The sequence below is a fragment of the Arthrobacter globiformis genome (genome assembly GCF_030815865.1).
Taxonomy (GTDB): Bacteria; Actinomycetota; Actinomycetes; order Actinomycetales; family Micrococcaceae; genus Arthrobacter; species Arthrobacter globiformis_B.
On sequence record NZ_JAUSXI010000001.1, the window covers coordinates 3,620,437 to 3,640,946 of the forward strand.

At 64.6% G+C, this 20,510-nt stretch carries 16 protein-coding genes, 1 tRNA gene and 1 pseudogene; 4 read left to right on the top strand and 14 right to left on the bottom strand.

The window, feature by feature from the left end; all coding sequences use genetic code 11:
* Positions 1-77: 77 nt before the first annotated feature.
* The 5 genes from serA to ilvD all read right to left on the bottom strand — a co-directional run bounded on the left by serA (position 78) and on the right by ilvD (position 7,429).
* Positions 78-1,667: a phosphoglycerate dehydrogenase gene (gene serA / locus QFZ33_RS16820; RefSeq protein ID WP_307029303.1), complete on the bottom strand. Its 1,590-nt coding sequence runs from the start codon at positions 1,665-1,667 to the stop codon at positions 78-80.
* A gap of 117 nt (positions 1,668-1,784) precedes the next feature.
* Complete coding sequence (gene ilvC / locus QFZ33_RS16825) at positions 1,785-2,810, bottom strand: ketol-acid reductoisomerase (RefSeq protein WP_307029305.1); 1,026 nt, start codon at positions 2,808-2,810, stop codon at positions 1,785-1,787.
* A gap of 86 nt (positions 2,811-2,896) precedes the next feature.
* Positions 2,897-3,409 (bottom strand): acetolactate synthase small subunit, encoded by a 513-nt coding sequence (ilvN, locus tag QFZ33_RS16830; protein WP_055796055.1) that lies wholly within the window; start codon positions 3,407-3,409, stop codon positions 2,897-2,899.
* Positions 3,410-3,411: 2 nt separating this feature from the next.
* A complete protein-coding gene (locus tag QFZ33_RS16835) occupies positions 3,412-5,313 on the bottom strand; it encodes an acetolactate synthase large subunit (protein WP_307029306.1) in 1,902 nt (633 codons plus the stop codon).
* A 394-nt stretch (positions 5,314-5,707) separates the two neighbouring features.
* A complete protein-coding gene (gene ilvD, locus QFZ33_RS16840; RefSeq protein ID WP_307029308.1) occupies positions 5,708-7,429 on the bottom strand; it encodes a dihydroxy-acid dehydratase in 1,722 nt (573 codons plus the stop codon).
* A 225-nt stretch (positions 7,430-7,654) separates the two neighbouring features.
* Here ilvD and QFZ33_RS16845 point away from each other — a divergent pair, with 225 nt between their 5' ends.
* From QFZ33_RS16845 to QFZ33_RS16855, 3 genes are all read left to right on the top strand, one after another.
* The gene (locus tag QFZ33_RS16845) at positions 7,655-8,653 is read left to right on the top strand and encodes a sunset domain-containing protein (protein WP_307029311.1); all 999 of its coding nucleotides are present in this window, start codon (positions 7,655-7,657) and stop codon (positions 8,651-8,653) included.
* Between the two features lie 41 nt (positions 8,654-8,694).
* The gene (locus QFZ33_RS16850; protein ID WP_307029314.1) at positions 8,695-9,936 is read left to right on the top strand and encodes a PQQ-dependent sugar dehydrogenase; all 1,242 of its coding nucleotides are present in this window, start codon (positions 8,695-8,697) and stop codon (positions 9,934-9,936) included.
* Between the two features lie 117 nt (positions 9,937-10,053).
* A tRNA-Lys gene (locus tag QFZ33_RS16855) sits at positions 10,054-10,126 on the top strand.
* A gap of 147 nt (positions 10,127-10,273) precedes the next feature.
* Here the strand turns inward: QFZ33_RS16855 and QFZ33_RS16860 are convergent.
* The 9 genes from QFZ33_RS16860 to QFZ33_RS16900 form a co-directional block, all read right to left on the bottom strand.
* A complete protein-coding gene (locus tag QFZ33_RS16860; RefSeq protein WP_307029316.1) occupies positions 10,274-10,564 on the bottom strand; it encodes a DUF6221 family protein in 291 nt (96 codons plus the stop codon).
* Positions 10,565-10,703: 139 nt separating this feature from the next.
* The gene (locus tag QFZ33_RS16865; protein ID WP_307029318.1) at positions 10,704-11,216 is read right to left on the bottom strand and encodes a tyrosine-type recombinase/integrase; all 513 of its coding nucleotides are present in this window, start codon (positions 11,214-11,216) and stop codon (positions 10,704-10,706) included.
* A 1,791-nt stretch (positions 11,217-13,007) separates the two neighbouring features.
* Positions 13,008-13,400, bottom strand: coding sequence for a DUF6221 family protein (locus tag QFZ33_RS16870; protein WP_307029320.1), 393 nt, complete (start codon positions 13,398-13,400; stop codon positions 13,008-13,010).
* Between the two features lie 361 nt (positions 13,401-13,761).
* Positions 13,762-14,811, bottom strand: coding sequence for a Gfo/Idh/MocA family oxidoreductase (locus QFZ33_RS16875; RefSeq protein ID WP_307029322.1), 1,050 nt, complete (start codon positions 14,809-14,811; stop codon positions 13,762-13,764).
* A gap of 7 nt (positions 14,812-14,818) precedes the next feature.
* Positions 14,819-15,745, bottom strand: coding sequence for an ATP-binding cassette domain-containing protein (locus QFZ33_RS16880; RefSeq protein ID WP_307029323.1), 927 nt, complete (start codon positions 15,743-15,745; stop codon positions 14,819-14,821).
* Positions 15,746-15,750: 5 nt separating this feature from the next.
* On the bottom strand, positions 15,751-16,806 hold the full coding sequence (locus tag QFZ33_RS16885) for an ABC transporter permease (protein ID WP_214848155.1): 1,056 nt from the start codon (positions 16,804-16,806) through the stop codon (positions 15,751-15,753).
* Positions 16,807-16,862: 56 nt separating this feature from the next.
* Positions 16,863-17,858 carry a substrate-binding domain-containing protein gene (locus tag QFZ33_RS16890; protein ID WP_307029326.1) on the bottom strand — a complete coding sequence of 332 codons (996 nt, stop codon included), beginning with the start codon at positions 17,856-17,858 and terminating at the stop codon, positions 16,863-16,865.
* Positions 17,859-17,996: 138 nt separating this feature from the next.
* Positions 17,997-18,791 carry a TIM barrel protein gene (locus QFZ33_RS16895; RefSeq protein WP_214848150.1) on the bottom strand — a complete coding sequence of 265 codons (795 nt, stop codon included), beginning with the start codon at positions 18,789-18,791 and terminating at the stop codon, positions 17,997-17,999.
* Positions 18,788-19,924 (bottom strand): Gfo/Idh/MocA family oxidoreductase, encoded by a 1,137-nt coding sequence (locus tag QFZ33_RS16900; RefSeq protein WP_307029328.1) that lies wholly within the window; start codon positions 19,922-19,924, stop codon positions 18,788-18,790. The genes QFZ33_RS16895 and QFZ33_RS16900 overlap by 4 nt, the downstream gene beginning before the upstream one ends.
* Before the next feature lie 190 nt (positions 19,925-20,114).
* On the opposite strand from QFZ33_RS16900, the pseudogene QFZ33_RS16905 reads away from it, so the two are divergent.
* A pseudogene (locus tag QFZ33_RS16905) lies at positions 20,115-20,510 on the top strand (LacI family transcriptional regulator); the annotation flags it as partial.

A 20,510-nucleotide genomic window follows, 5' to 3' on the forward strand; every position in this document is an offset into this window, starting at 1 on the left:
GGCCGGGGCGAACTCCAGGGGACAAGGAGTTCACCCCGCGTTGGGGACCTGGCCGTTGCCGGCCGGTGTTCGTCGGACTAGTCCTCGAGGTCCACTTCGCGCACCATCTCGGCACCGATGCCGGCCTTGATGGCGTCCAGCACCTGCTGCGGGACGGAGCTGTCGATGGTGAGCAGCGCCAGGACCTGGCCGCCCTCCGCGCTCCGCGCCACCTGCATGCCGCCGATGTTGATGTTGTTCATGCCCAGGATGTGGCCGATGGTGCCGATGACGCCAGGACGGTCCGCGTAGGAGACCACCACGAGGTGCTCGCTGATGGGGATCTCGACGTCGTAGCCGTTCACGCCGACGAGCTTCTGCACCTGCTTGGGACCGGTCAGGGTGCCGGCCACGGAGATCTGTGCGCCGTCGCTCAGGGCGCCGCGCAGCGTCAGCACGTTGCGGTAGTCCTCGGCCTCGGGGGTGGTGATGAGGCGGACGTTGATGCCGCGCTGCTCTGCGATCACGGGGGCGTTGACGTAGGACACCTGCTCGGTGACGATGTCGGCGAAGATCCCCTTGAGGGCGGCGAGCTCCAGGACCTTGACATCAAGCGCGGCGATTTCGCCGGCAACCTCGACGTCGATCTGGGTCACGGAGGCGTGGGTCAGCGCCGTGAAGATGCGGCCCAGCTTCTCGATCAACGGGATGCCCGGGCGGACGTCGGGGGCGATCAGGCCGCCGGCAACGTTCACGGCGTCCGGAACCAGTTCCCCCGCGAGGGCGAGACGGACGGACTTGGCGACGGAGACGCCGGCCTTTTCCTGTGCCTCGTCCGTTGACGCGCCCAGGTGCGGGGTGACCACAACATTGTCCAGCTTGAAGAACGGCAGGTCGGTGCTGGGCTCCTGGACGAAGACGTCCACGGCGGCGCCGGCAATCTGGCGGTCCTGCAGCGCGGTGTAGAGGGCTTCCTCGTCCACGAGGCCGCCGCGGGCCACGTTCACCACGTAGGCCGTGCTCTTCATCTTCTTGAAGGCGTCAGCTCCGAGCATGCCGACCGTTTCCGGCGTCTTGGGCATGTGGATGGTAATGAAGTCAGACTGCGCGAGCAGCTCGTCCAGGGTGACGAGCTTCACGCCGAGCTGGGCGGCGCGGGCAGAGGTGATGTAGGGGTCGAATGCGAGGATCTCGGTGTCGAAGCCCTGCAGGCGGGCGGCGACCAGGGCGCCGATGCGGCCCAGGCCGATGATGCCGATCTTCTTCTCGAAGAGTTCGATGCCGGTGTACTTGGACCGCTTCCACTCGCCGTCCTTCAGGGCGGCGCTGGCCTGCGGGATGTGGCGGGCCAGGCTCAGGATGTGGCCAACGGTCAGTTCCGCGGCAGAAACGATGTTCGACGTCGGAGCGTTGACCACCATGACACCGGCCTGGGTGGCAGCCTTGATGTCGACGTTGTCCAGCCCGACGCCGGCGCGCGCGATGACCTTCAGGTTCTTCGCGGCGGCAATGGCCTCGGCGTCCACCTTCGTGGCGGAGCGGACCAGGATGGCGTCAACGTCCTCGATGGCAGAGAGCAGCTGGGAACGATCGGCGCCGTCGGTCTGGCGGATTTCAAAGTCCGGGCCAAGGGCCTCGATGGTGGCGGGCGAAAGTTCTTCGGCAAGCAGTACTACGGGTTTTGACACAGCTGATCCTCTGCGTTGAAGTCCTGGGGGGTACATAAAGTCTAGGCGTACGGAAAGGCCGGGCTCACATTGTTAAGTGTGAACCCGGCCTCACTGCAGTGCATGAAGGGCTCAGCCTTAGCGGGCTGCCGAGCCCTCTACGTAGTCCTCGTCCTGCTGCTGCCAGGAGAACAGGGAGCGCAGTTCGCGGCCGACGCCCTCGATCGGGTGCTGCTCAGCCTTGGCACGCAGCTCCTTGAACTCGACGCCGCCATTGTCCTGGTCCTCGATGAAGCGCTTGGCGAAGGCACCGGACTGGACGTCGGCGAGGACGGCCTTCATGTTTTCCTTCACCTCGGGGGTGATGACGCGCGGGCCGGAGACGTAGTCGCCGTACTCAGCGGTGTCAGAAACGCTCCAGCGCTGCTTGGCGATGCCGCCTTCCCACATGAGGTCAACGATGAGCTTGAGCTCGTGCAGCACCTCGAAGTAGGCAATCTGCGGCTGGTAGCCGGCCTCGGTCAGGGTCTCGAAGCCGTACTGGACCAGCTGGGAAACACCGCCGCACAGGACAGCCTGCTCGCCGAAGAGGTCGGTTTCGGTCTCTTCGGTGAAGGTGGTCTTGATGACGCCGGCGCGAGTGCCGCCAATGGCCTTGGCGTAGGACTTGGCCAGCTCCCAGGCGGAACCGGTGGCGTCCTGCTCAACGGCGATGATGTCCGGGATGCCGCGGCCGGCTTCGAACTCGCGGCGCACGGTGTGGCCGGGGGCCTTCGGGGCGACCAGGATGACGTCAACGCCTTCCGGTGCCTCGATGTAGCCGAAGCGGATGTTGAAACCGTGGGCGAAGGCCAGGGCCTTGCCGGGGGTCAGCTTGTCCTTGATGGAGTCGTTGAAGATCGAGCGCTGGTACTGGTCCGGCGCAAGGATCATGATGACATCGGCCCATTCGGCGGCGTCGGCAACGTTCTTGACCGTGAAGCCTGCGTCCTGCGCCTTGGCGGTGGAGGGCGAGCCTTCCTTGAGGGCGATGACAACATCGACGCCGGAATCGCGCAGGTTCAGCGCGTGGGCGTGGCCCTGGGAGCCGTAGCCCACAATGGCAACCTTGCGGCCCTGGATGATCGACAGGTCTGCGTCGTCGTCGTAAAACATTTCAGTCACTTGCGTAACTCCTCTTGAGTGGATTTCTTGTAGATGTGTGTCTGTGGTGCTGCGTTTGCGGGCAAGCACACCGCCTGGGCTGTGCGTTACGCGGAGCGCAGGGCCCGATCACTCATGGAGCGGGATCCCCGTCCAACGGCCAGCGTGCCGGACTGCACAATTTCGCGGATACCGAAGGGCTCCAGCACCGAAAGCAGTGCCGTGAGCTTTTCGGGATGGCCAGTTGCTTCAATGACCACCGAGTCTGTGGAGACGTCGACCACTGAAGCACGGAACAGGTCTGCAGCCTGGGTCACCTGCAGACGAGTTGCGGCATCCGCACGTACCTTAACCAGGATGTGGTCGCGCTGTACGGAAGATTCGGAAGTCAGTTCAACAATCTTGATCACGTTGACCAGCTTGTTCAACTGCTTGGTGACCTGTTCGATCAGGTCACCGTCAGCGTCAACGACGACGGTCATCCGGGACATGCCCGGAACTTCCGTCGGGCCGACGGCCAGGGAATTGATGTTGAAGGCGCGGCGGGCGAAAAGGCTGGCCACGCGGGTCAGCACACCGGGCTTGTCTTCGACCAGAACGGACAGTGTGTGGCGGCTCATGATCAGTCCTCCTCTTCCCATTCCGGGGTCATGTTGCGGGCAACCTGGATCTGGTCGTTGCTGACCCCGGCGGGCACCATCGGCCACACCATGGAGTCGGGGCTGACCACGAAGTCGATGACCACGGGGCGGTCATTGATTTCCAGTGCCTTCTGGATTGTTGCGTCGATGTCCTCGTCCCGCTCGCACCGGAAGGACGCGCAACCGTAGGCCTCGCCGAGTTTGACGAAGTCAGGGATCCGGATGGTCTCGTGGCCGGTGTTCAGGTCTGTGTTGGAGTAGCGGCCCTCGTAGAAGAGGGTCTGCCACTGCCGCACCATGCCCAGCGAGGAGTTGTTGATGACAGCAACCTTGATGGGGATGTTGTTGATGGCGCAGGTGGCCAGTTCCTGGTTGGTCATCTGGAAGCAGCCGTCACCATCGATGGCCCAGACCACGCGGTCCGGTTCGCCCACCTTGGCGCCCATGGCGGCCGGAACGGCGTAGCCCATGGTGCCGGCACCGCCGGAGTTCAGCCAGGCGTGCGGGCGCTCGTACTTGATGAACTGCGCGGCCCACATCTGGTGCTGGCCCACACCGGCAACGTAGATGCCCTCGGGACCGGTCAGCGCGCCGATGCGTTCGATGACGCGCTGCGGTGCGCTGAGGCCGTCTTCGGGCTCGGTCCAGCCCAGCGGGTAGGTGTCCTTCAGGTTGTTAAGGAATGCCCACCAGTTGGCCAGGTCCGGTGTTCCGGTGGTGCCGAACTGGGTCCGGACGGCTTCCGTCAGTTCCGGAATGATTTCCTTCACCGAGCCCACGATGGGAACGTCAGCCGTGCGGTTCTTGGAAATCTCGGCAGGATCGATGTCCGCGTGGATGACCTTGGCGTTGGGCGCGAAGGTCTTCAGGACACCGGTGACGCGGTCGTCAAAGCGCGCACCCAGGGTCACCAGCAGGTCCGCCTGCTGCAGCGCGGTCACGGCGGAAACCGTGCCGTGCATGCCGGGCATTCCCACGTGCTGCGGGTGTGAATCCGGGAAGACGCCGCGGGCCATGAGCGTCGTCACCACGGGGGCGCCGGTCAGTTCGGCCAGTTCGCGGAGCTCAGCCGCGGCGTGGGCCTTGACCACACCGCCGCCCACGTACAGCACCGGCTTGCTGGCGGCAGCGATCAGCTTTGCCGCCTCGCGGACCTGCTTGTTGTGGCCGCGGACCACCGGACGGTAGCCCGGCAGGTCGATCTTGGGCGGCCAGGAGAACGTCATCTGCCCCTGCTGGGCGTCCTTGGCGATGTCAACCAGGACCGGGCCCGGACGTCCGGTCGAGGCGAGGTGGAAGGCCTCGGCCATGACGTGGGGAATGTCGTTGGGGTCCGTCACCAGGAACGAGTGCTTGGTGATGGGCATGGTGATGCCCACGATGTCGGCTTCCTGGAAGGCATCGGTGCCGATCACCCCGCTGGAGACCTGGCCGGTGATGGCCACGAGCGGGACGGAATCCATGTGCGCATCCATGATGGCGGTGACGAGGTTGGTGGCGCCCGGGCCCGAGGTGGCGATGCAGACGCCCACCCGCCCGGTGACCATGGCGTAGCCTTGCGCGGCGTGGCCGGCTCCCTGTTCGTGACGGACCAGAACGTGGTTCATTTTGGAGGCCATCAAGGGGTCGTAGGTGGGCAGGATCGCGCCACCGGGCAAACCGAAAATGTCGTCGACGCCGAGTTCTTCGAGCGAACGGACAATTGCTTCTGAGCCGGTCATCACCGTCGGGGGTACGACGTTGTTCGGCCCAAGGACAGGAGAGGCGGCTGCAGCAATGTCGACCCCGGCGTCTGCCGGCTTGTCGACGCGTTCCGGAGCCTTGGCGGCTCCAGCGGACTTTGAAGCCATCAGCGAGGGGCTGATGGGCGATCCTTTGCTCATCGAACTCTTCCTTAGTGGATCTTGAATTGGTGTGGTGCTGGGGAAACTGAACGTTCCGTCCCGCCCGGAAAATAAAAAAACCCCTCAGCCTGGCGGCTTTTCGAGGGGTTGCGCGTGACAGTTCGTTACCAGTCGGGCTATGGAGCCACGCGCTTGGTAAGTACGACGACGGTGCCGACGGTAACGAAGATCATGCGTTCAGTTTTCCCTCTGGTGAGAGGCCTGTCAACGAAGCGGCATGCCATCTCACCATGTGGACATTATTGTCCACTAATTGATCCTTCCCTAAGGGATCGAACTGCACCCGCCCGCTAGGGGCGGCAGGGCTTAATAAGGGTCATGCCGAGGGGCCCTTTGCGGGAGGCGCACAGCGCCTCCCCGCAAGGGGAAGGTATCACCCGCAGTAGGCACCGGTGGAGGCGCTGTGCACCAGCTTGGCGTACTTGGCGAGCACGCCCTTGGTGTACCTGGCCGGCAGCGGTGCCCAGCCTTCCTTGCGGGCCTCCAGCTCGGCGGCGTCCACCAGCAGGTCGAAGCTGCGGGCGGCAATGTCCACGCGGATCCGGTCGCCGTCCTTGACGAAGGCAATGGGGCCGCCGTCGACCGCTTCCGGCGCGACGTGGCCGATGCAGAGTCCGGTGGTGCCGCCGGAGAAGCGGCCGTCGGTGAGGAGCAGGACGTCCTTGCCCAGGCCGGCGCCCTTGATGGCGCCGGTGATGGCGAGCATCTCGCGCATGCCGGGGCCGCCCTTCGGGCCTTCGTAGCGGATGACTACAACGTCTCCCTTCTGGATGGCGCCGTTGTCCAGCGCGTCCAGGGCACCCTGCTCGCGCTCGAACACGCGGGCGGTTCCTTCGAAGACATCGGCGTCGAAGCCTGCGCTCTTGACGACCGCGCCTTCGGGTGCCATGGAGCCGTGCAGAATGGTGATGCCGCCGGTCTTGTGGATCGGATTGTCCAGCGCGCGCAGGATCTTGCCGTCGACGTCCGGCGGGTTGATGGCGTCGAGGTTCTCGGCCACGGTCTTGCCGGTGACGGTGAGGCAGTCACCGTGGAGGAGGCCGGCGTCGAGCAGTGCCTTCATGATGACCGGAACGCCGCCGATCTTGTCGACGTCGGTCATGACGTAACGGCCGAACGGCTTCAGGTCGCCCAGGTGCGGGATCTTGTCGCCGATGCGGTTGAAGTCGTCCAGGGTCAGTTCGACCTCTGCCTCGCGGGCGATCGCCAGCAGGTGCAGGACGGCGTTGGTGGATCCGCCGAAGGCCATGGTGACGGCAATGGCGTTCTCGAAGGCCTTCTTGGTCATGATGTCGCGGGCCGTGATGCCCAGGCGCAGCAGGTTGACCACGGCTTCGCCGGATTTGCGGGCGAATTCGTCACGACGGCGGTCTGCCGAGGGCGGAGCCGCTGAGCCTGGCAGGGACATGCCCAGGGCTTCGCCGATGCAGGCCATCGTGTTCGCCGTGTACATGCCGCCACAGGCGCCTTCGCCCGGGCAGATGGCCTTTTCGATGCGGGTGAGGTCTTCCATGCTCATCTTGCCGGCGGCGCAGGCGCCCACGGCTTCGAAGGCGTCGATCAAGGTGACTTCCTTTTCGGAGCCGTCCTCCAGCTTGACCCAGCCCGGCATGATGGAGCCGGCGTAGAGGAATACGCTGGCGAGGTCCAGGCGCGCGGCGGCCATGAGCATGCCCGGCAGCGACTTGTCGCAGCCGGCCAGCAGCACGGAGCCGTCGATGCGCTCTGCCTGCATGACGGTTTCCACCGAGTCGGCGATGACTTCGCGGGAGACCAGGGAGAAGTGCATGCCCTCGTGGCCCATGGAGATGCCGTCGGAAACGGAGATGGTGCCGAACTGCATCGGGAAGCCGCCGCCGGCGTGAACGCCTTCCTTGGCGCCCTGGGCCAGCCGGTTCAGGGACAGGTTGCAGGGAGTGATTTCGTTCCAGGAGCTCGCGACGCCGATCTGGGGCTTGGCGAAGTCGTCGTCGCCCATGCCCACGGCCCGGAACATTCCGCGCGCCGGAGCTGCGTGAATGCCGTCGGTGACAACCCGGCTCCGGGGCTTGATGTCAGGCTTGTTATCGGTTGCGATCTGGGTGTCCTCACTCATGGGTCAAAGTCTATGACTCCTGAAAGGCCGCCAACGACCGGAAGTGGCCGGTTTGGCCCAATTTCCAGAAAATTTCGATCAAATAGTGGACTCGCGTCTCACATTTTGGGACGGGGGGCCTGTGTGCCCTCTCCTCCACTGCCCGCGACAAGCCTAGACAGCCCTATTGACAGAGACGTACCGTCAAGCAACGGCAACCTCATGTGACGGATGGAAGGCTTTGCTATGGAGTGGATTATCTGGGTTATTGTCATCGTTTTGATCATTGCCATTGTCTGGTGGCTGCTGAACCGGAACTCGCGGGGAACGGCAGCCGACGCGACCCGGACCGAACAGGTGACGCCCCGGGCGGGAACCTCTTCCTCAGCGTCATCTAAAACGGAGGAGACGCCGTCGGCCGTTTCTGCCGCAGCAGCGGCGGCGGGACCTCCGTCAGCCACCACCCGGACCGTACCGGAAGGCCGCCTGGCCGAACCGGACGCCGGGCCGGCGGCCGCGGAAGCCGCGCCGCTGGTAGGCCGGCCCGCCGCCGCGTCCACGCGCCCGGACCCCGAGGACGTGGAACCGGACATCGAATCCTGGGAAGCCGCCACCGCCCGCCCCTCCTCGGCGCGGTCCGCCGGAGGAGATGTAGACGACTGGGACGACGACGAAGACAAGGCCGAATGGGATGCCCAGTGGTCGGATGCCGGCAGTGCCGCGGCAGACAGTTCCACCCAGCCCGCAGCGCAAGAGCCTGCAGCCCCAACGCATCACGCGGAGTACACGGCCCCGCATGCTCCCACCCTTCCGGGCGCGGAATCCGCGGCGGCCGAGTCGATGGACGCTGAGGCCGAAACCCGGCAGCGGACCCAGTCCTCCGCCGCCACGGAAGCCGGAGCCAGCCACGAAGCCCAGCCTCATCACCGCGAACCCCAGCCACATCATCTGGAACAGGGCTTCGGCGCCGAACGGGGTTTCGGCGAACAGCCCATCCATCGTGAACGGGTCGCCGATGTTGGTGCGGCAGCCGCAGGGGACCAGCCATATGGCGAGGGTTCGGCCCTGCCGGCCGCAGACGGCAGCGCGCCGGACGGATACGCCGTCAAGGGGGACGTCAGCGCCATGACCTATTACGACGACGACAGTGCCGGCTACGAGGACGCCCGGGCGGAAGTCTGGTTCCTTTCCCCGGCACACGCCGAGGCTGCCGGGTTCCGGGCGCCGCGGCGGTCCCGGCGCTAACGTTCCACGCGGCGGCGGCAGATTGCGGACGGAGTAAGCGCATGAGACGCAATCACCACGGAAAGCCAGCTACGGCTGCCGCCGCCATGCCCCTGGCCCTGACCGCCAGGGCGTTCTCCGCCCTAGCGTTGTCCCTGTCGCTAGCGTTGTCCCTGTCCGGCTGCACCGGCGAGGGCGGTCAGCCCGCCCCGGGCAGCACCGGCTCCACGGCCAACGGGGCAACTGCGACACCCACCCCGGGCACCGGCGCACCGGGGCCGACCGCCTCGGGGACGAGTGCGCCGGCTGCTTCCGGTCCGGCCCCCACATCGCTGCGGGCGCCGGAAGTGCGGAGCAGGATCGAGGGACTGCAGATTCCCTGGTCGACGGTGTTCCTGCCGGACGGCACGGCCGTCATCTCCGAACGCGATTCCGCCCTGATCAAATCGGTCCGGGACGGCAGGGTGGGCACAATCGGGGCCGTCCCCGGCGTCGTTCCCGGCGGTGAGGGCGGGTTGCTGGGCCTGGCACTGTCGCCCGGCTTTGCCTCGGACCGCTACCTCTACGCCTACTTCACCGCGGCCGACGACAACCGGATTGCCCGCATGCGCCTGGAAGGCAGCGGGGCGGCCGGCGGTGGGGGCTTCCGCTTGGGTGAGCCGGAGGTGATCTTCTCCGGCATGTCCAAGGCCTCCACCCACAACGGCGGCAGGATCCGCTTCGGCCCGGACGGGTTCCTCTACGTCGGCACGGGAGACTCGCAGCGCCGGGAGCAGCCGCAGGACCGGAACGCCCTGGGCGGCAAGATCCTGCGGCTCACCAAGGACGGCGCCCCCGCGCCCGGCAATCCCTTCCCGAACAATCCCGTCTACAGCCTTGGCCACCGGAACGTGCAGGGCCTGGCATGGGACAGCCAGGGCCGGCTCTGGGCCAGCGAATTCGGACCGGATGTCAATGACGAACTTAACCTGGTCCAGCCCGGCGGAAACTACGGGTGGCCCGAGGTCACGGGAGCACCCCACCGCGATGGCTTCATGGACGCCAAGGTTGTCTGGCCGTCGACAGCAGACTCCTCGCCCAGCGGGCTCGAAATCGTTGGCAGCACGGCCTACCTTGGCGCGCTGAGGGGCCAGCGCATCTGGGCAGTCCCGCTCGACGGCGAAAATGCCGGCACCCCTGTGGGCTACTTCACACGGCAGTTTGGCCGGATCCGGAACGTTTCGCTGGCCCCGAATGGGGATTTATGGGCCCTCAGCAACAACCAAAACCCTGATTTCGCGCTGATTTTGGGGCTCCCCCGGTAGCGGCGCCACCTCCCGCGCACCTCGATTTCACACTGGCCAAAACTTCGTGTAGAGTTTCATGTCGTTGCGGAGGTCAACGAGGGAAACAAAAGCCCACGGATGAACGAAACAACAGATGCACCTCTAGCTCAATTGGCAGAGCAATTGACTCTTAATCAATGGGTTCCGGGTTCAAGTCCCGGGGGGTGCACAGTAGAGAAACCGCTCCAACACTGGCGAAAGTCGGGTGTTGGAGCGGTTTTTTATTTGCCCAAAAACAGGGCCACTCGTCGTTTAGTCGTCGTTTGAACAGTTATCTAACGTGGGGATTATTGGACCAGCGTGATGCGACGACGCATTATGCCCACTCCTGCTGGTATTCCGGGTGGTCAGCGTAGACGGCGGCGAGGGAGCCGAGAATGGACTGGGCAAGGTCCGGGGTGTCGGAGTATTCCCAGCCTCCATGGCTGAGCACGTCGGCGCACTCATCCAATATCTCTCGCTTCGCCGCGCACTCGGCCAGGACACGGGCGGGATCGTGACGGGCCACGTGCGCGGATGCGTCATGGTGCATGCTGAGCGTCGAGGACCCCTCGTTGTCCCGGAGCGGGATCGCGTGGCCGTCCTTGTCAGGCTGGCCGATGACCATACCCTTGTCGGCCTCCCACGCCGGGGCCTACGGGATCCTTCCTGGCATCCATGGCAGGCGTGGCGGACGCTGCGGCCTTCTGCGCCGCCGCCTCGTCCTTCGGCGATGCGCGCTTCAAGGAACTCAACGATGGTCATCCCTACACCTCAATGTCCTCTAGTTCGACCAGCGTGACGCGCTGATTCAACTGCTCCAAGATCAGAGACGAGTCGGGAGCGTTTCGGTTCCGCTCGATATAGTGCTTCTTTGTGATCGCGTCCGAACTATGCCCGAGCTGACGGGCCGCAATCAAGGAACCGCTCTCGCGCTCGGTCAACGTCGCAACAGCCTTGCGGAAGGATGACGGCTTCACAGCCTCCCACGCGTCCCCGTGAGCCTCGCGCCACAAACGACGGAAGTTCGCCGGCTCCATCGGATCACCGTTGCGGTTCGGGAAGATCAGATCCCCGGCAACCGTCGCCTTACGCCGCCGCAGCAGCTCCACCCCGAACAGGGGAAGCGTCAGCACCCGCTTGCCGGACTCGGACCTGGGGAACGCCTGCCGGTGCAACCCGTTCACGGAGTCGCGCTTGACCGTCCCGGTAACCGCGATAGTTCCCGCCCGGAAGTCCACATCGGAGAACTGCAGTGCCAGCAGCTCCCCCGGACGCAAGCCGGTGGCAGGAACATGTCCATAGCATCCGAGGTCGAAGCCCTACCCGGCTTGTCACTCGCCCACTGGGCAATGTGCCGGCGCAACTCCTGGACCTCTTCAACAGTGAGCGCGGAAACGTGCTTCTTCTCCCCGGCCTGCATCATGACTTCACGTTGGTCAGACGCACGACCTCGGGGCCCCCGCCGCTCCCGAAGTTACCGCCACCGATACTCCGAACCGAGAACCCGAGACCGGTGCTGTCTTGGTCGCAGATCTGTTGCTTCATCCACTTGGCGTAGTCCTGAACATCGTCCGGCCGTATGCCGAGGCTGGCCAGGTCGTTCTCGTAGGAACCGGTCGTGGCGATGGTTGAAGGAGTCGGCGTGGCGCTTACTGTGACAGTGGGAGTAGGCGAAGGAGTTACTGATGTAATGACTGGCGCAGCGGCCGGGGTTCCTCCACAAGCGGTAGTTGCAAGAACGCAGAGCAGGACCGCTCACCCAATAAGTGGTTTCATGCATGAAGTGTATGACAGCGAGCGGCAGTCGGAAGTCTCAGCCGGTTATGTCCTGCAAAAGGCGGTGGCCCGCTCATTCCCCCATAGAAACGAGCGGGCCACCTACGGAACCACAGATAGTAAGGCGTCGTTGCAGCTACCGATGCCCCGCACTCTATCCGGGGCAGGTTTCCGACCAGTTTCCGCAAGGTGTCGCAACGAGGAAAGCCCCGACTCCCAGGGGTTCCTGCCCGAACGATGAGTGGTGGCCCGCCCCGATTGGGGACAGGGCGGGCAACCTGCCGGAACCACCGAAGGCGTCATGGGGCGCCGGCTCACAGGACTATACGCACCCCAGATCAAGGAAACATCAAGATCCGGTTTTGTTCCCTAACTGGAAGGACGCCCTGACGGCGGTGACGAAGAGCGACCGCGTACATGCGAGGTTCTTGCCCCGCACTCCGGCGCCCCTGGCAGGCCATGGGAACACCTTGAGGTAATTCTCCGAAAAAGCGTTAGCCTTGGCGCAGGTCTTCCCGACTCCTGTCGTGGTGGACCTGACGCTAGGAGGCCCCCGTATCTACCTCACTGGTGCGGGGGTTCTCCGCGTTTTGAGTGCCCCAACTAAATTGGGGCGGCAACCCGCGCTGCCCCCAATACAGCAGCGCGGAGGACCAATGCTACGCCACTCGATTTGGATAGTAAGCAGACTGACCGATATGTTTGGCATGCAATGTCTGTGTCCCCCAATTCACAGAGATGCCAAAGCCCCCACGCTTGAGTAGTTCCACGCCTGCCCCGAGGACCTGCGCCACGTCCGGTGGGGTAAGCGACTGCCGGGCTTCCTGCCCGAGTAGCTATGTTGGACCCATGACACTTACCTCCGAGTACGCGGGACTCGTAGCCCAGGTCTTTCCGACGCTGATGATTGCACTGCTTCTGGAAGCCAAGCTCTCCCGGGGCAACAAATGCTGGCATGGATCAACGTGGTACACCATGTCGTCCGGGCCGTGGCGATCATCGGGGCTGTGGTTTCGACGTTCACCTGCCTAGACATCGTGGGTGGGAAGCCATCCACTGACATCCATCAGTGGATCGTGAGCATCTCGTCGACAGCGCTGCTGTTCGCGTTCTCATTCATGGCTGGGAAACGTCCTTGGGTACGAAAGCCAGGAAGTCGCGGAAATCCTGCGTGAGAAACGATCGGATGAGGCAGGGAAACACTGACGCCCGACCGCGTTAGTTCCCTAGTCGAACGGGTCTGCGGCCGGCTAGCCGCTGTTCTTCCCGATGCGGGCGTAAATCTTGAGCTCTCAAAGCTCGATTGCCCAGCCTTCCTGGTAATCGGGGTGGTCCCTGTACGGCGAGGCCATGCACATGAGGACGAATTCGCTGGTTCCGCCAACCTCGCTGTCGATATCCGTAACGAGCGGGATGTTTGCCAGCATCTGCCGTTTGGCCACGCATTCAGCAAGGATCCGGCCGGGGTTGAACTGGGCGATGTAGAGCCGGTCTTCGGGTTTGCTGGCGAGGTACGCGGGTGCGTGGTCTGCGTATGCGTCAAGTACAGCCTGTTCGTTCGCGGAGTAGAGAGCTGACGCGGGCGTTCCAGCTTCCCCGAACCATTCCCAGGGCGCGGGGGATGCTGCTTGGGCGACGGCTTCGTCTTCACTGATCCGCGCTTCTAGGAACTCGATGATGTCCATGCTCTATCGTGCCACTAGTCAAAGGCGTCGGCGGCGGCTGCGTCGGAAGGTTTACCGAAACGCTTCTGAGCCGCTTGCCGGGTGACGCCGAGGACCTTGCAATCTCTGTCCATGAGGCGCCGTCTTGGCGGGCCAGATTGACATATGCGTGCAGCCGGGCCTCTTCCTGCTTGAGCGCCTTCAGCGGCCAGCGGATGGCTTCGAGGGAGTCGTGGCCTGAAGGCGGGGCTTTGTCGTTCCCGGACTATTGCTTGCGCCGAAGCACCCGTTGGTTCCAGTACTGACGAGCCGAAACCCCTGCGCCGGTGGGGCGCAGGGGTGCGGTTCGCCTGAGGGGCCACAACTGTACGTTCGCAATGTGTCAGCCCGCCGCCTGCAGCGCCACCCGCACCGGTTCCCCGGACTGCAGCGATGCCTGGGCAGCGTCGGCCACCATGGACGCTGCGAGCGCGTCCTCCGGTGTGCACGGATTCTGCCGCTGCCCCAGCACTACTTCCACGAAGGCCGCCATCTCGGCACGGTATGCCGTGTGGAACCGCTCGGCGAACGTCATGTGCGGCGGCCCGGCCGGGAAACCGACCCCGGGCTCGGCAGAAGACATCGCCATCTGCTCATCCATCCCCACCATGACGGACCCGGCGGACCCCTGGAGTTCCAGCCGGACATCATGGCCTGCCCCGTTGTAGCGGGTGGCCGAGACCGTTCCGACGCTGCCGTCGTCGAACGTCACCACAGCCAGCGCGGTATCGACATCGCCGACGGCACCGATTGCGGGATCACCGTTGTTGGACCCCTTGGCGAAAACCTCCACGATTTCCTTGCCGGTGAGCCACCGGAGGATGTCGAAGTCGTGGACGGAGCAATCGCGGAAGAGCCCGCCGGACGTCGCGAGGAACTCCACAGGCGGCGGCGTCATGTCGCATGTGACCGCCCTGACCATGTGGAGCCATCCCAGCTCCCTGGCGTCGAAGGCGCGCTTGGCCTCCAGGTACCCCGGATCGAACCGGCGCTGGTGGCCGATCTGCACAGTTCCTCCCGTGGTCCGGATGTGGTCGAGCACGGGCAGTGATTCCTCAACGTTCACAGCCACAGGCTTTTCGCAGAACACCGGGATTCCGGCGTCCACGCCGGCCCTGATCAGGCCCGGATGCGTGGCTGTTCCGGTGGCAATGACCAGACCGTCGATGCCGGAGTCAAGCAAAGCTCCGACGGAGGGCAGGAACTCGGCACCAATTCCGCCGGCCAAGGAGCGTGCGTGCTCTTCGGCAACGTCGGTCAGCTTGAGGTGAACCGAGATGCCCTGCGGCTTCATCAACTCATTCAGGCCAGTGATGTTCCGGGCGTGCATCGCGCCGATCCGGCCGACGCCCACAAGTCCAAGAGTTACTTCTTGCTTGCCGCTCCTTGTCACGGCTGCCCTACGCCGATGCCCGGCCGGTGTCGGCCTTGGAGTCAGCCACGCCGGCGACCTCGGCCTGGACTTCCTTGACGACGTCGGTGTGGCCGCCGAGCTGTTCGAGTTCGTGGGCGAGCTCTGCCAGTTCGGCGCCGCCGGCCATTTGGGCGGTGAGTTCGTCGATGGTGATGTCCTTTTTGTCGTAGTAGCCGATGGAGCGGCCGCGCTTGAGCAGCAGGAACCGGTCGCCCACAGGGAAGGCGTGGTGCGGGTTGTGGGTGATGAAGATGACGCCCAGCCCCCTGTCGCGGGCCTGCAGGATATACCGGAGCACCACACCGGACTGCTTCACACCCAGCGCTGCGGTGGGCTCGTCCAGGATGAGCACCTTCGCGCCGAAGTACACGGCGCGGGCGATCGCGACGCACTGGCGCTCACCGCCGGAAAGCTGGCCGATGGGCTGCTCAACATCGCGCAGGTCGATGCCCATGTCCGCCAGTTCCTTCTTGGTGATGTCCTTCATCTTCTGGACATCCAGGCTCTTGAACGGGCCAAAGCCCGTGGTCAGCTCGGAGCCGAGGAAGAAGTTGCGCCAGATGGGCATCAGGGGAACGACTGCGAGATCCTGGTAGACGGTGGCGATGCCGGCATCCAAGGCGTCACGGGGCGAATCGAATTTCCGCTCCTCGCCCATGATGTGGAGGACGCCTTCGTCGTGCTGGTGCAGGCCGGCGATGATCTTGATCAGCGTGGACTTGCCCGCGCCGTTGTCCCCGAGCACGCAGGTCACCCTGCCGTTGTCCACGGCCATCGTGACGTCCGTGAGAGCGACGATGTTGCCGTAGTGCTTGCCCACGCTCTCCAGCGAGAGCAGGTGCACCGGGGTGTGGGTCAGCGGGTCCTTCTCGTCCCTGAGGAGTTCCTGCTGGTCGATTTGTTTGGCGTCCATGGTGTTCAGCCCTTACTTGAGTCTGCGCGACGCTTGACGATCAGGTTCACGATGGTGGCCAGGAGCAGCATCAGGCCCAGGAAGAACTTGAACCAATCCGGGTTCCACTGTGCGTACACGATGCCCTTGTTCGCCATGCCGAAGATGAAGGCGCCGATCGCGCCGCCCACAGCGGATCCGTAGCCTCCCGTCAGCAGGCACCCCCCGATCACGGCGGCGATGATGTACAGGAATTCGTTGCCCACGCCTTCGCCGGACTGCACGGCGTCAAAGGCGAACAGGTTGTGCATGCCCAGGATCCAGCCGCAGAAGCCGACGGCCATGAAAAGGCCGATCTTGGTGGCTTTGACGGGAACACCCACGGCGCGGGCGGCGTTCGCATCGCCGCCGACGGCGAAGATCCAGTTGCCCACCTTGGTGCGCAGCAGTACCCAGGACGCCACGGCAACCAGGGCGATCCAGATGAAGACCGTGTTATTGACATCCACCCCGGCGATGTTCACCGAGGAGGCAAAGATGGCCCGGGCCGCCTGGTAACCGTCCATGCTGGAAATGGACGGGGAGGACACGCCGCCGCCGATCATGCGGGTCAGGCCAAGGTTGAGGCCGGTCAGCATCAGGAACGTTGCGAGGGTGACGATGAAGCTCGGCAGCTTGGTCTTCATCAAAATCCAGCCGTTGATGTACCCGATGCCGAGCGAGACCACGAGGGCCAGGACTACTCCGACCCAGACGTTCATGCTGAAGTACCAGCTGAACATCGAGGCCGTGAGGGCGGAACTGATGACTGCGACGCCTGTGGAGAGATCGAACTCGCCGCCGATCATCAGCAGCGACACGCCCACCGCCATGATGCCGATGGTGGAGCTGCCATAAAGGACGGTGGCGAAGGCGTTCGGCTGCGTAAAAGTCTGGGAAACCGAAGCGAAAAACACGAACAAAACGATCGCCCCGACGAGGGCGCCTACCTCAGGGCGGCCGAGCAGTTTCTGCAGCGGGTTCCGCTTGCCGACCCGCTCGTCAGTCACCGCAGGCTTTGTAATGGTCTGGGTCATGGTCATTGAAATACTCCTTGCTGCCGGGCCCGGCGGTCCCGCCGGGCCCGGGTGGCGGAATGCTAGCGGATACCCTGCTGGGCGAAAGTGAGGGCGTTGGCCGCCCCGGCCTTGTCCACGATGGTGGGGCCGGTCAGGACGGGCTGGCCGCCGCCAAGCTTGAAGCCGCCGCGCTTGACCTGCCACAGTGCGTCCACCGAGCCGTAGCCCTGGAGCCACGGCTGCTGGTCAACTGTGAATTCAACGGCGCCGTCGGCAATCTTCTGGGCGAGGTCGGCATTCATGTCAAAGGAGGCCACTTTTGCCTTGCTGCCGGCGGTGGCCACCGCCTTGAGGATGGTCAGCGTGTAGGGCGCACCCAGCCCAATAACGACGTCGGCGTCAGAAGTGGCCTGCAGTTTGGCTGTCACGGTGGAGGACACCTGGGTCATGTCGGTGCCCTGCACGTACAGGATCTCGGAGGCCGGAACCTTCGCTTTCACGCCTGCGCAGCGGGCTTCGAGGCCGACGTGGCCCTGTTCCTGGATGACGCAGATGGCGTGCTTGAGTCCGAGGGAGTTGAGCTTGTCTCCCGCGGCTTCGCCGGCGAGTTTTTCATTTGAGCCGAAGTGCGTGAACGCACCCAGCTGGGCCGACACGGACTCGCCGGCATTGAGGCTGACCACAGGGATGCCGGCCTCGGTCGCCTTCTTCAGCGCGTCCTTCAACGCATCGGGCTTGGCCAGGGTCACTGCGATGCCGTCCACCTTCTGGTCTACGGCCTGTTGGATCAGCTGTGCCTGACGGCCGCCTTCCGGGTCCGAGGTGTACAGCAGCTCCACGTTGTCCTTGGCCGCGGCTTCCTCAGCGCCCTTGCGGACGATGTCCCAGAAGGTGTCACCGGGAGCGGCATGCGTGATCAGGGCCACCTTGATACGTGGCGTCGAGGCGGCCTGCCCGCCGGCTCCGGCGTTCGAGTTCTCTTCCGGCCTGCCGCCGCTGGACGAACAGGCGCTGAGAGCCATCATCGGCACAACGGCGGCTACCAGGGCCGCCCTCCGCCATGAAAATTTCTTCACCGAAAATCTCCTTTGATTCGGGTTCCGGCCGTGCCACGCCGCACCGGCCGGGATATTGATATCTCTGATCATCGTGACTCGGATCACTATTGTCAATGTTTGTCCTAACATTAGGACGATATTAGTTTTGCTTTCTGGCTAGTTGGCGGTGAAGGCGCGCCGGAACGCCGACAGGGCGTTGTCCCCGGCGGCGAGTCCAGCTCCGCCTGACGCCCCTGCTTCCAAGCCAATGACGCCGGCATAGCCGATGTCGGCGAGCGCCGTGGCGACGGCGCTGTAGTTAATCTCCCCTGTTCCGGGCTCGAACCTCCCTGGAACGTCGGCCACCTGGATTTCCCCGATCCACGGCAGGGCGCCGCGGACCAGTTCAATCAGGTTTCCTTCGCCGATTTGGGCGTGGTACAGATCCAGCATCATCCTCACGTGCGGGTGGTCGGCTGCGGACACCAGCGCCTGAGTGTCCTTCGCCCGCGCCAACGGGATGCCCGGATGGTCCAGAACCGTGTTGAGGTTCTCAAGCGCAAAGACCACACCGTGCCGCTCCCCTAGCCTGCCCAGGCGCTCCAGGGTGCGGAGGCCGGTCAGCCACATCTGGCCGGTGGAGCGGTGGACGGGCCGCACGGCAACTCCGCCGTCGCCCAGTTCCGCCGGATGGACGACCATGCGCTCAACACCCAGCTCAAGCGCCGTCGGGATGAGTTTCTCTGCCGATTCGATCACCCGGTCCGCACTGTCGGGGTCAATGACACTGCCCCCGAAGTAGCCGCTCATAGAGGAAAACCGGGCACCTGTTGCCGCCAGTCCAGCAATGTCGCGGTTCCGCGTGTCCCAGAGTTCCACCTCGAACCCCTGCTCATGAATGCGCTGCACCCGCTCGACGAGTGGTAACTCGCCGTAAATCATTTCGGCGCATGCCGCCAGCCGGAAGCTCATGCGCCCGACCCCGTGAGATGCACTCCCGTGAGCTGCAGCTCGGGCTCAGCCGCTTGCAGACGCGCCACAGCCGAAACGTCCACCGGGAGGCCGGTCTCGTGAGACCGGATCGCCGCCAGCGCCACTGCGAGCGCATTACGGGCATCGACGCCGCCCGGAGCCGACGTCCCAACCGGCGCATGCCCCGCCCGACGGGCCGCAATGCCGTCGACGAAGCAGGCAAGTTCGGCCGTATAGGCGTCATGGAAGAGGTCGATGTTCAGCCGCACGGTGTCCGAGGCAATGCCCGCGGCGGTATAGCTCACGGCGCTTGATGCCTGCGGACCGCCGGCGGTCACCATACCGGCAGATCCGAACACTTCACCCCGCACGTCGTAGCCATACAGGGCGTTGAAGTTGGCTTCGGCCACCGCGATGGCCCCGTTGCTGTAGGTCACGGTGACCACGGCCGTATCCAACAGCCCGGCGGCTTTCGCGTCCGGCGCCACCAGGGCATCAGCCACCGCGTGCACCTTCACCGGCACCGCACCCGGGTTCAGCCAGTTCAGGGTGTCGAAGTCATGGATCAGCGTTTCCAGGAAGATCGTTCCGGGTGGGATCCGCTCCGGGGAGGCGATTCCGGCCGCGGTGCCCGGGTCTCGAGTGAGGGACCGCAACAGCTGCGGGGTGCCCACGGCGCCGTCGTCAATCATCTTCCTGGCGGCAGCGAAGTCCGCCGCGAAGCGCCGGTTGAAGCCAAACTGGAGGCTGACCCCGGCGGCGGCTGCAGCGGCCAGCGCCTCATCCAGTTCTTCGACAGTGCGGCCGCCCGGCTTTTCGCAGAACACATCCTTCCCGGCCCGGGCCGCAGCTGCGATAAGACCGGAATGAAACCTTGCCGGCGATGCCACCAGGACCGCGTCAATGTCGGGGTCATTGATCACGTCCGCCGGATCAGCGGTAATCCGGGCCACGCCGAGCTTGGCGGCCAGGGCCTCGGCGGCGGGAAGGGCGGGGTCAGCGATGGCATCCAGCCGTGAGTTGGGAATCCGGCGCGCCACCGAGTCGGCATGGAAGGCGCCGATCCAGCCGGCTCCAATCAGGCCGAGGCGGACGGGGTGGTTGTCAGGGGCCGGTTGCTGGACATAGGGCATGGTGCAATCCTCTTTTCAGGCTTCTAGATCGTTCTAGTAAAATGATGGTGGCACAGTTTTTAGCCATCTGTCTAGATCGTTCTATAGACTGCTGGCAGCAAGGAGGCACATGACTGAACAGCAACGGCGCCCCACCCTGATGGACGTAGCCCAAGCGGCCGGCGTATCACGGGCCCTGGTTTCCATCGTGATGCGCGGCGCCCCCGGCGCAGCCGTTGCCACGAGGCAGAAAGTGCTGGACGCCGCAAACGAACTTGGCTACCGGCCCGACAGCCGTGCCCGGTTGCTGCGCAGTACCCGGACCAAACTCCTGGGCCTCAGCTTCTCCACGGCGCATGCGTTCCACGCCGAAATTGTGGACGCCGCGTACGCCGAGGCCAGCGCCAAGGGCTACGAACTCGCACTGGGCGGCGTCACCAGCGGCAGGCCGGAAGCGCGGACCATCGAGGCCCTGCTGGATTTCGGGTCCGAGGCGCTGATCCTGATCTCACCCACGCTCAGCAGCGACGAACTGGCCCGATACGCCGGCCAGGTGCCGGTGGTGAGCCTCCTCCGCAACGACGTCGGCGAACGCACCGACTCCGTG

Coding starts and splice junctions, on each gene's coding strand:
- QFZ33_RS16900 (WP_307029328.1), bottom strand. CDS start 19,924: ATGCCCTATGTCCAGCAACCGGCCCCTGACAACCACCCCGTCCGCCTC.
- QFZ33_RS16860 (WP_307029316.1), bottom strand. CDS start 10,564: ATGGTCATCGGCCAGCCTGACAAGGACGGCCACGCGATCCCGCTCCGG.
- QFZ33_RS16835 (WP_307029306.1), bottom strand. CDS start 5,313: ATGAGCAAAGGATCGCCCATCAGCCCCTCGCTGATGGCTTCAAAGTCC.
- QFZ33_RS16850 (WP_307029314.1), top strand. CDS start 8,695: ATGAGACGCAATCACCACGGAAAGCCAGCTACGGCTGCCGCCGCCATG.
- QFZ33_RS16845 (WP_307029311.1), top strand. CDS start 7,655: ATGGAGTGGATTATCTGGGTTATTGTCATCGTTTTGATCATTGCCATT.
- QFZ33_RS16870 (WP_307029320.1), bottom strand. CDS start 13,400: ATGGACATCATCGAGTTCCTAGAAGCGCGGATCAGTGAAGACGAAGCC.
- QFZ33_RS16880 (WP_307029323.1), bottom strand. CDS start 15,745: ATGGACGCCAAACAAATCGACCAGCAGGAACTCCTCAGGGACGAGAAG.
- QFZ33_RS16895 (WP_214848150.1), bottom strand. CDS start 18,791: ATGAGCTTCCGGCTGGCGGCATGCGCCGAAATGATTTACGGCGAGTTA.
- ilvN (WP_055796055.1), bottom strand. CDS start 3,409: ATGAGCCGCCACACACTGTCCGTTCTGGTCGAAGACAAGCCCGGTGTG.
- QFZ33_RS16885 (WP_214848155.1), bottom strand. CDS start 16,806: ATGACCATGACCCAGACCATTACAAAGCCTGCGGTGACTGACGAGCGG.
- ilvD (WP_307029308.1), bottom strand. CDS start 7,429: ATGAGTGAGGACACCCAGATCGCAACCGATAACAAGCCTGACATCAAG.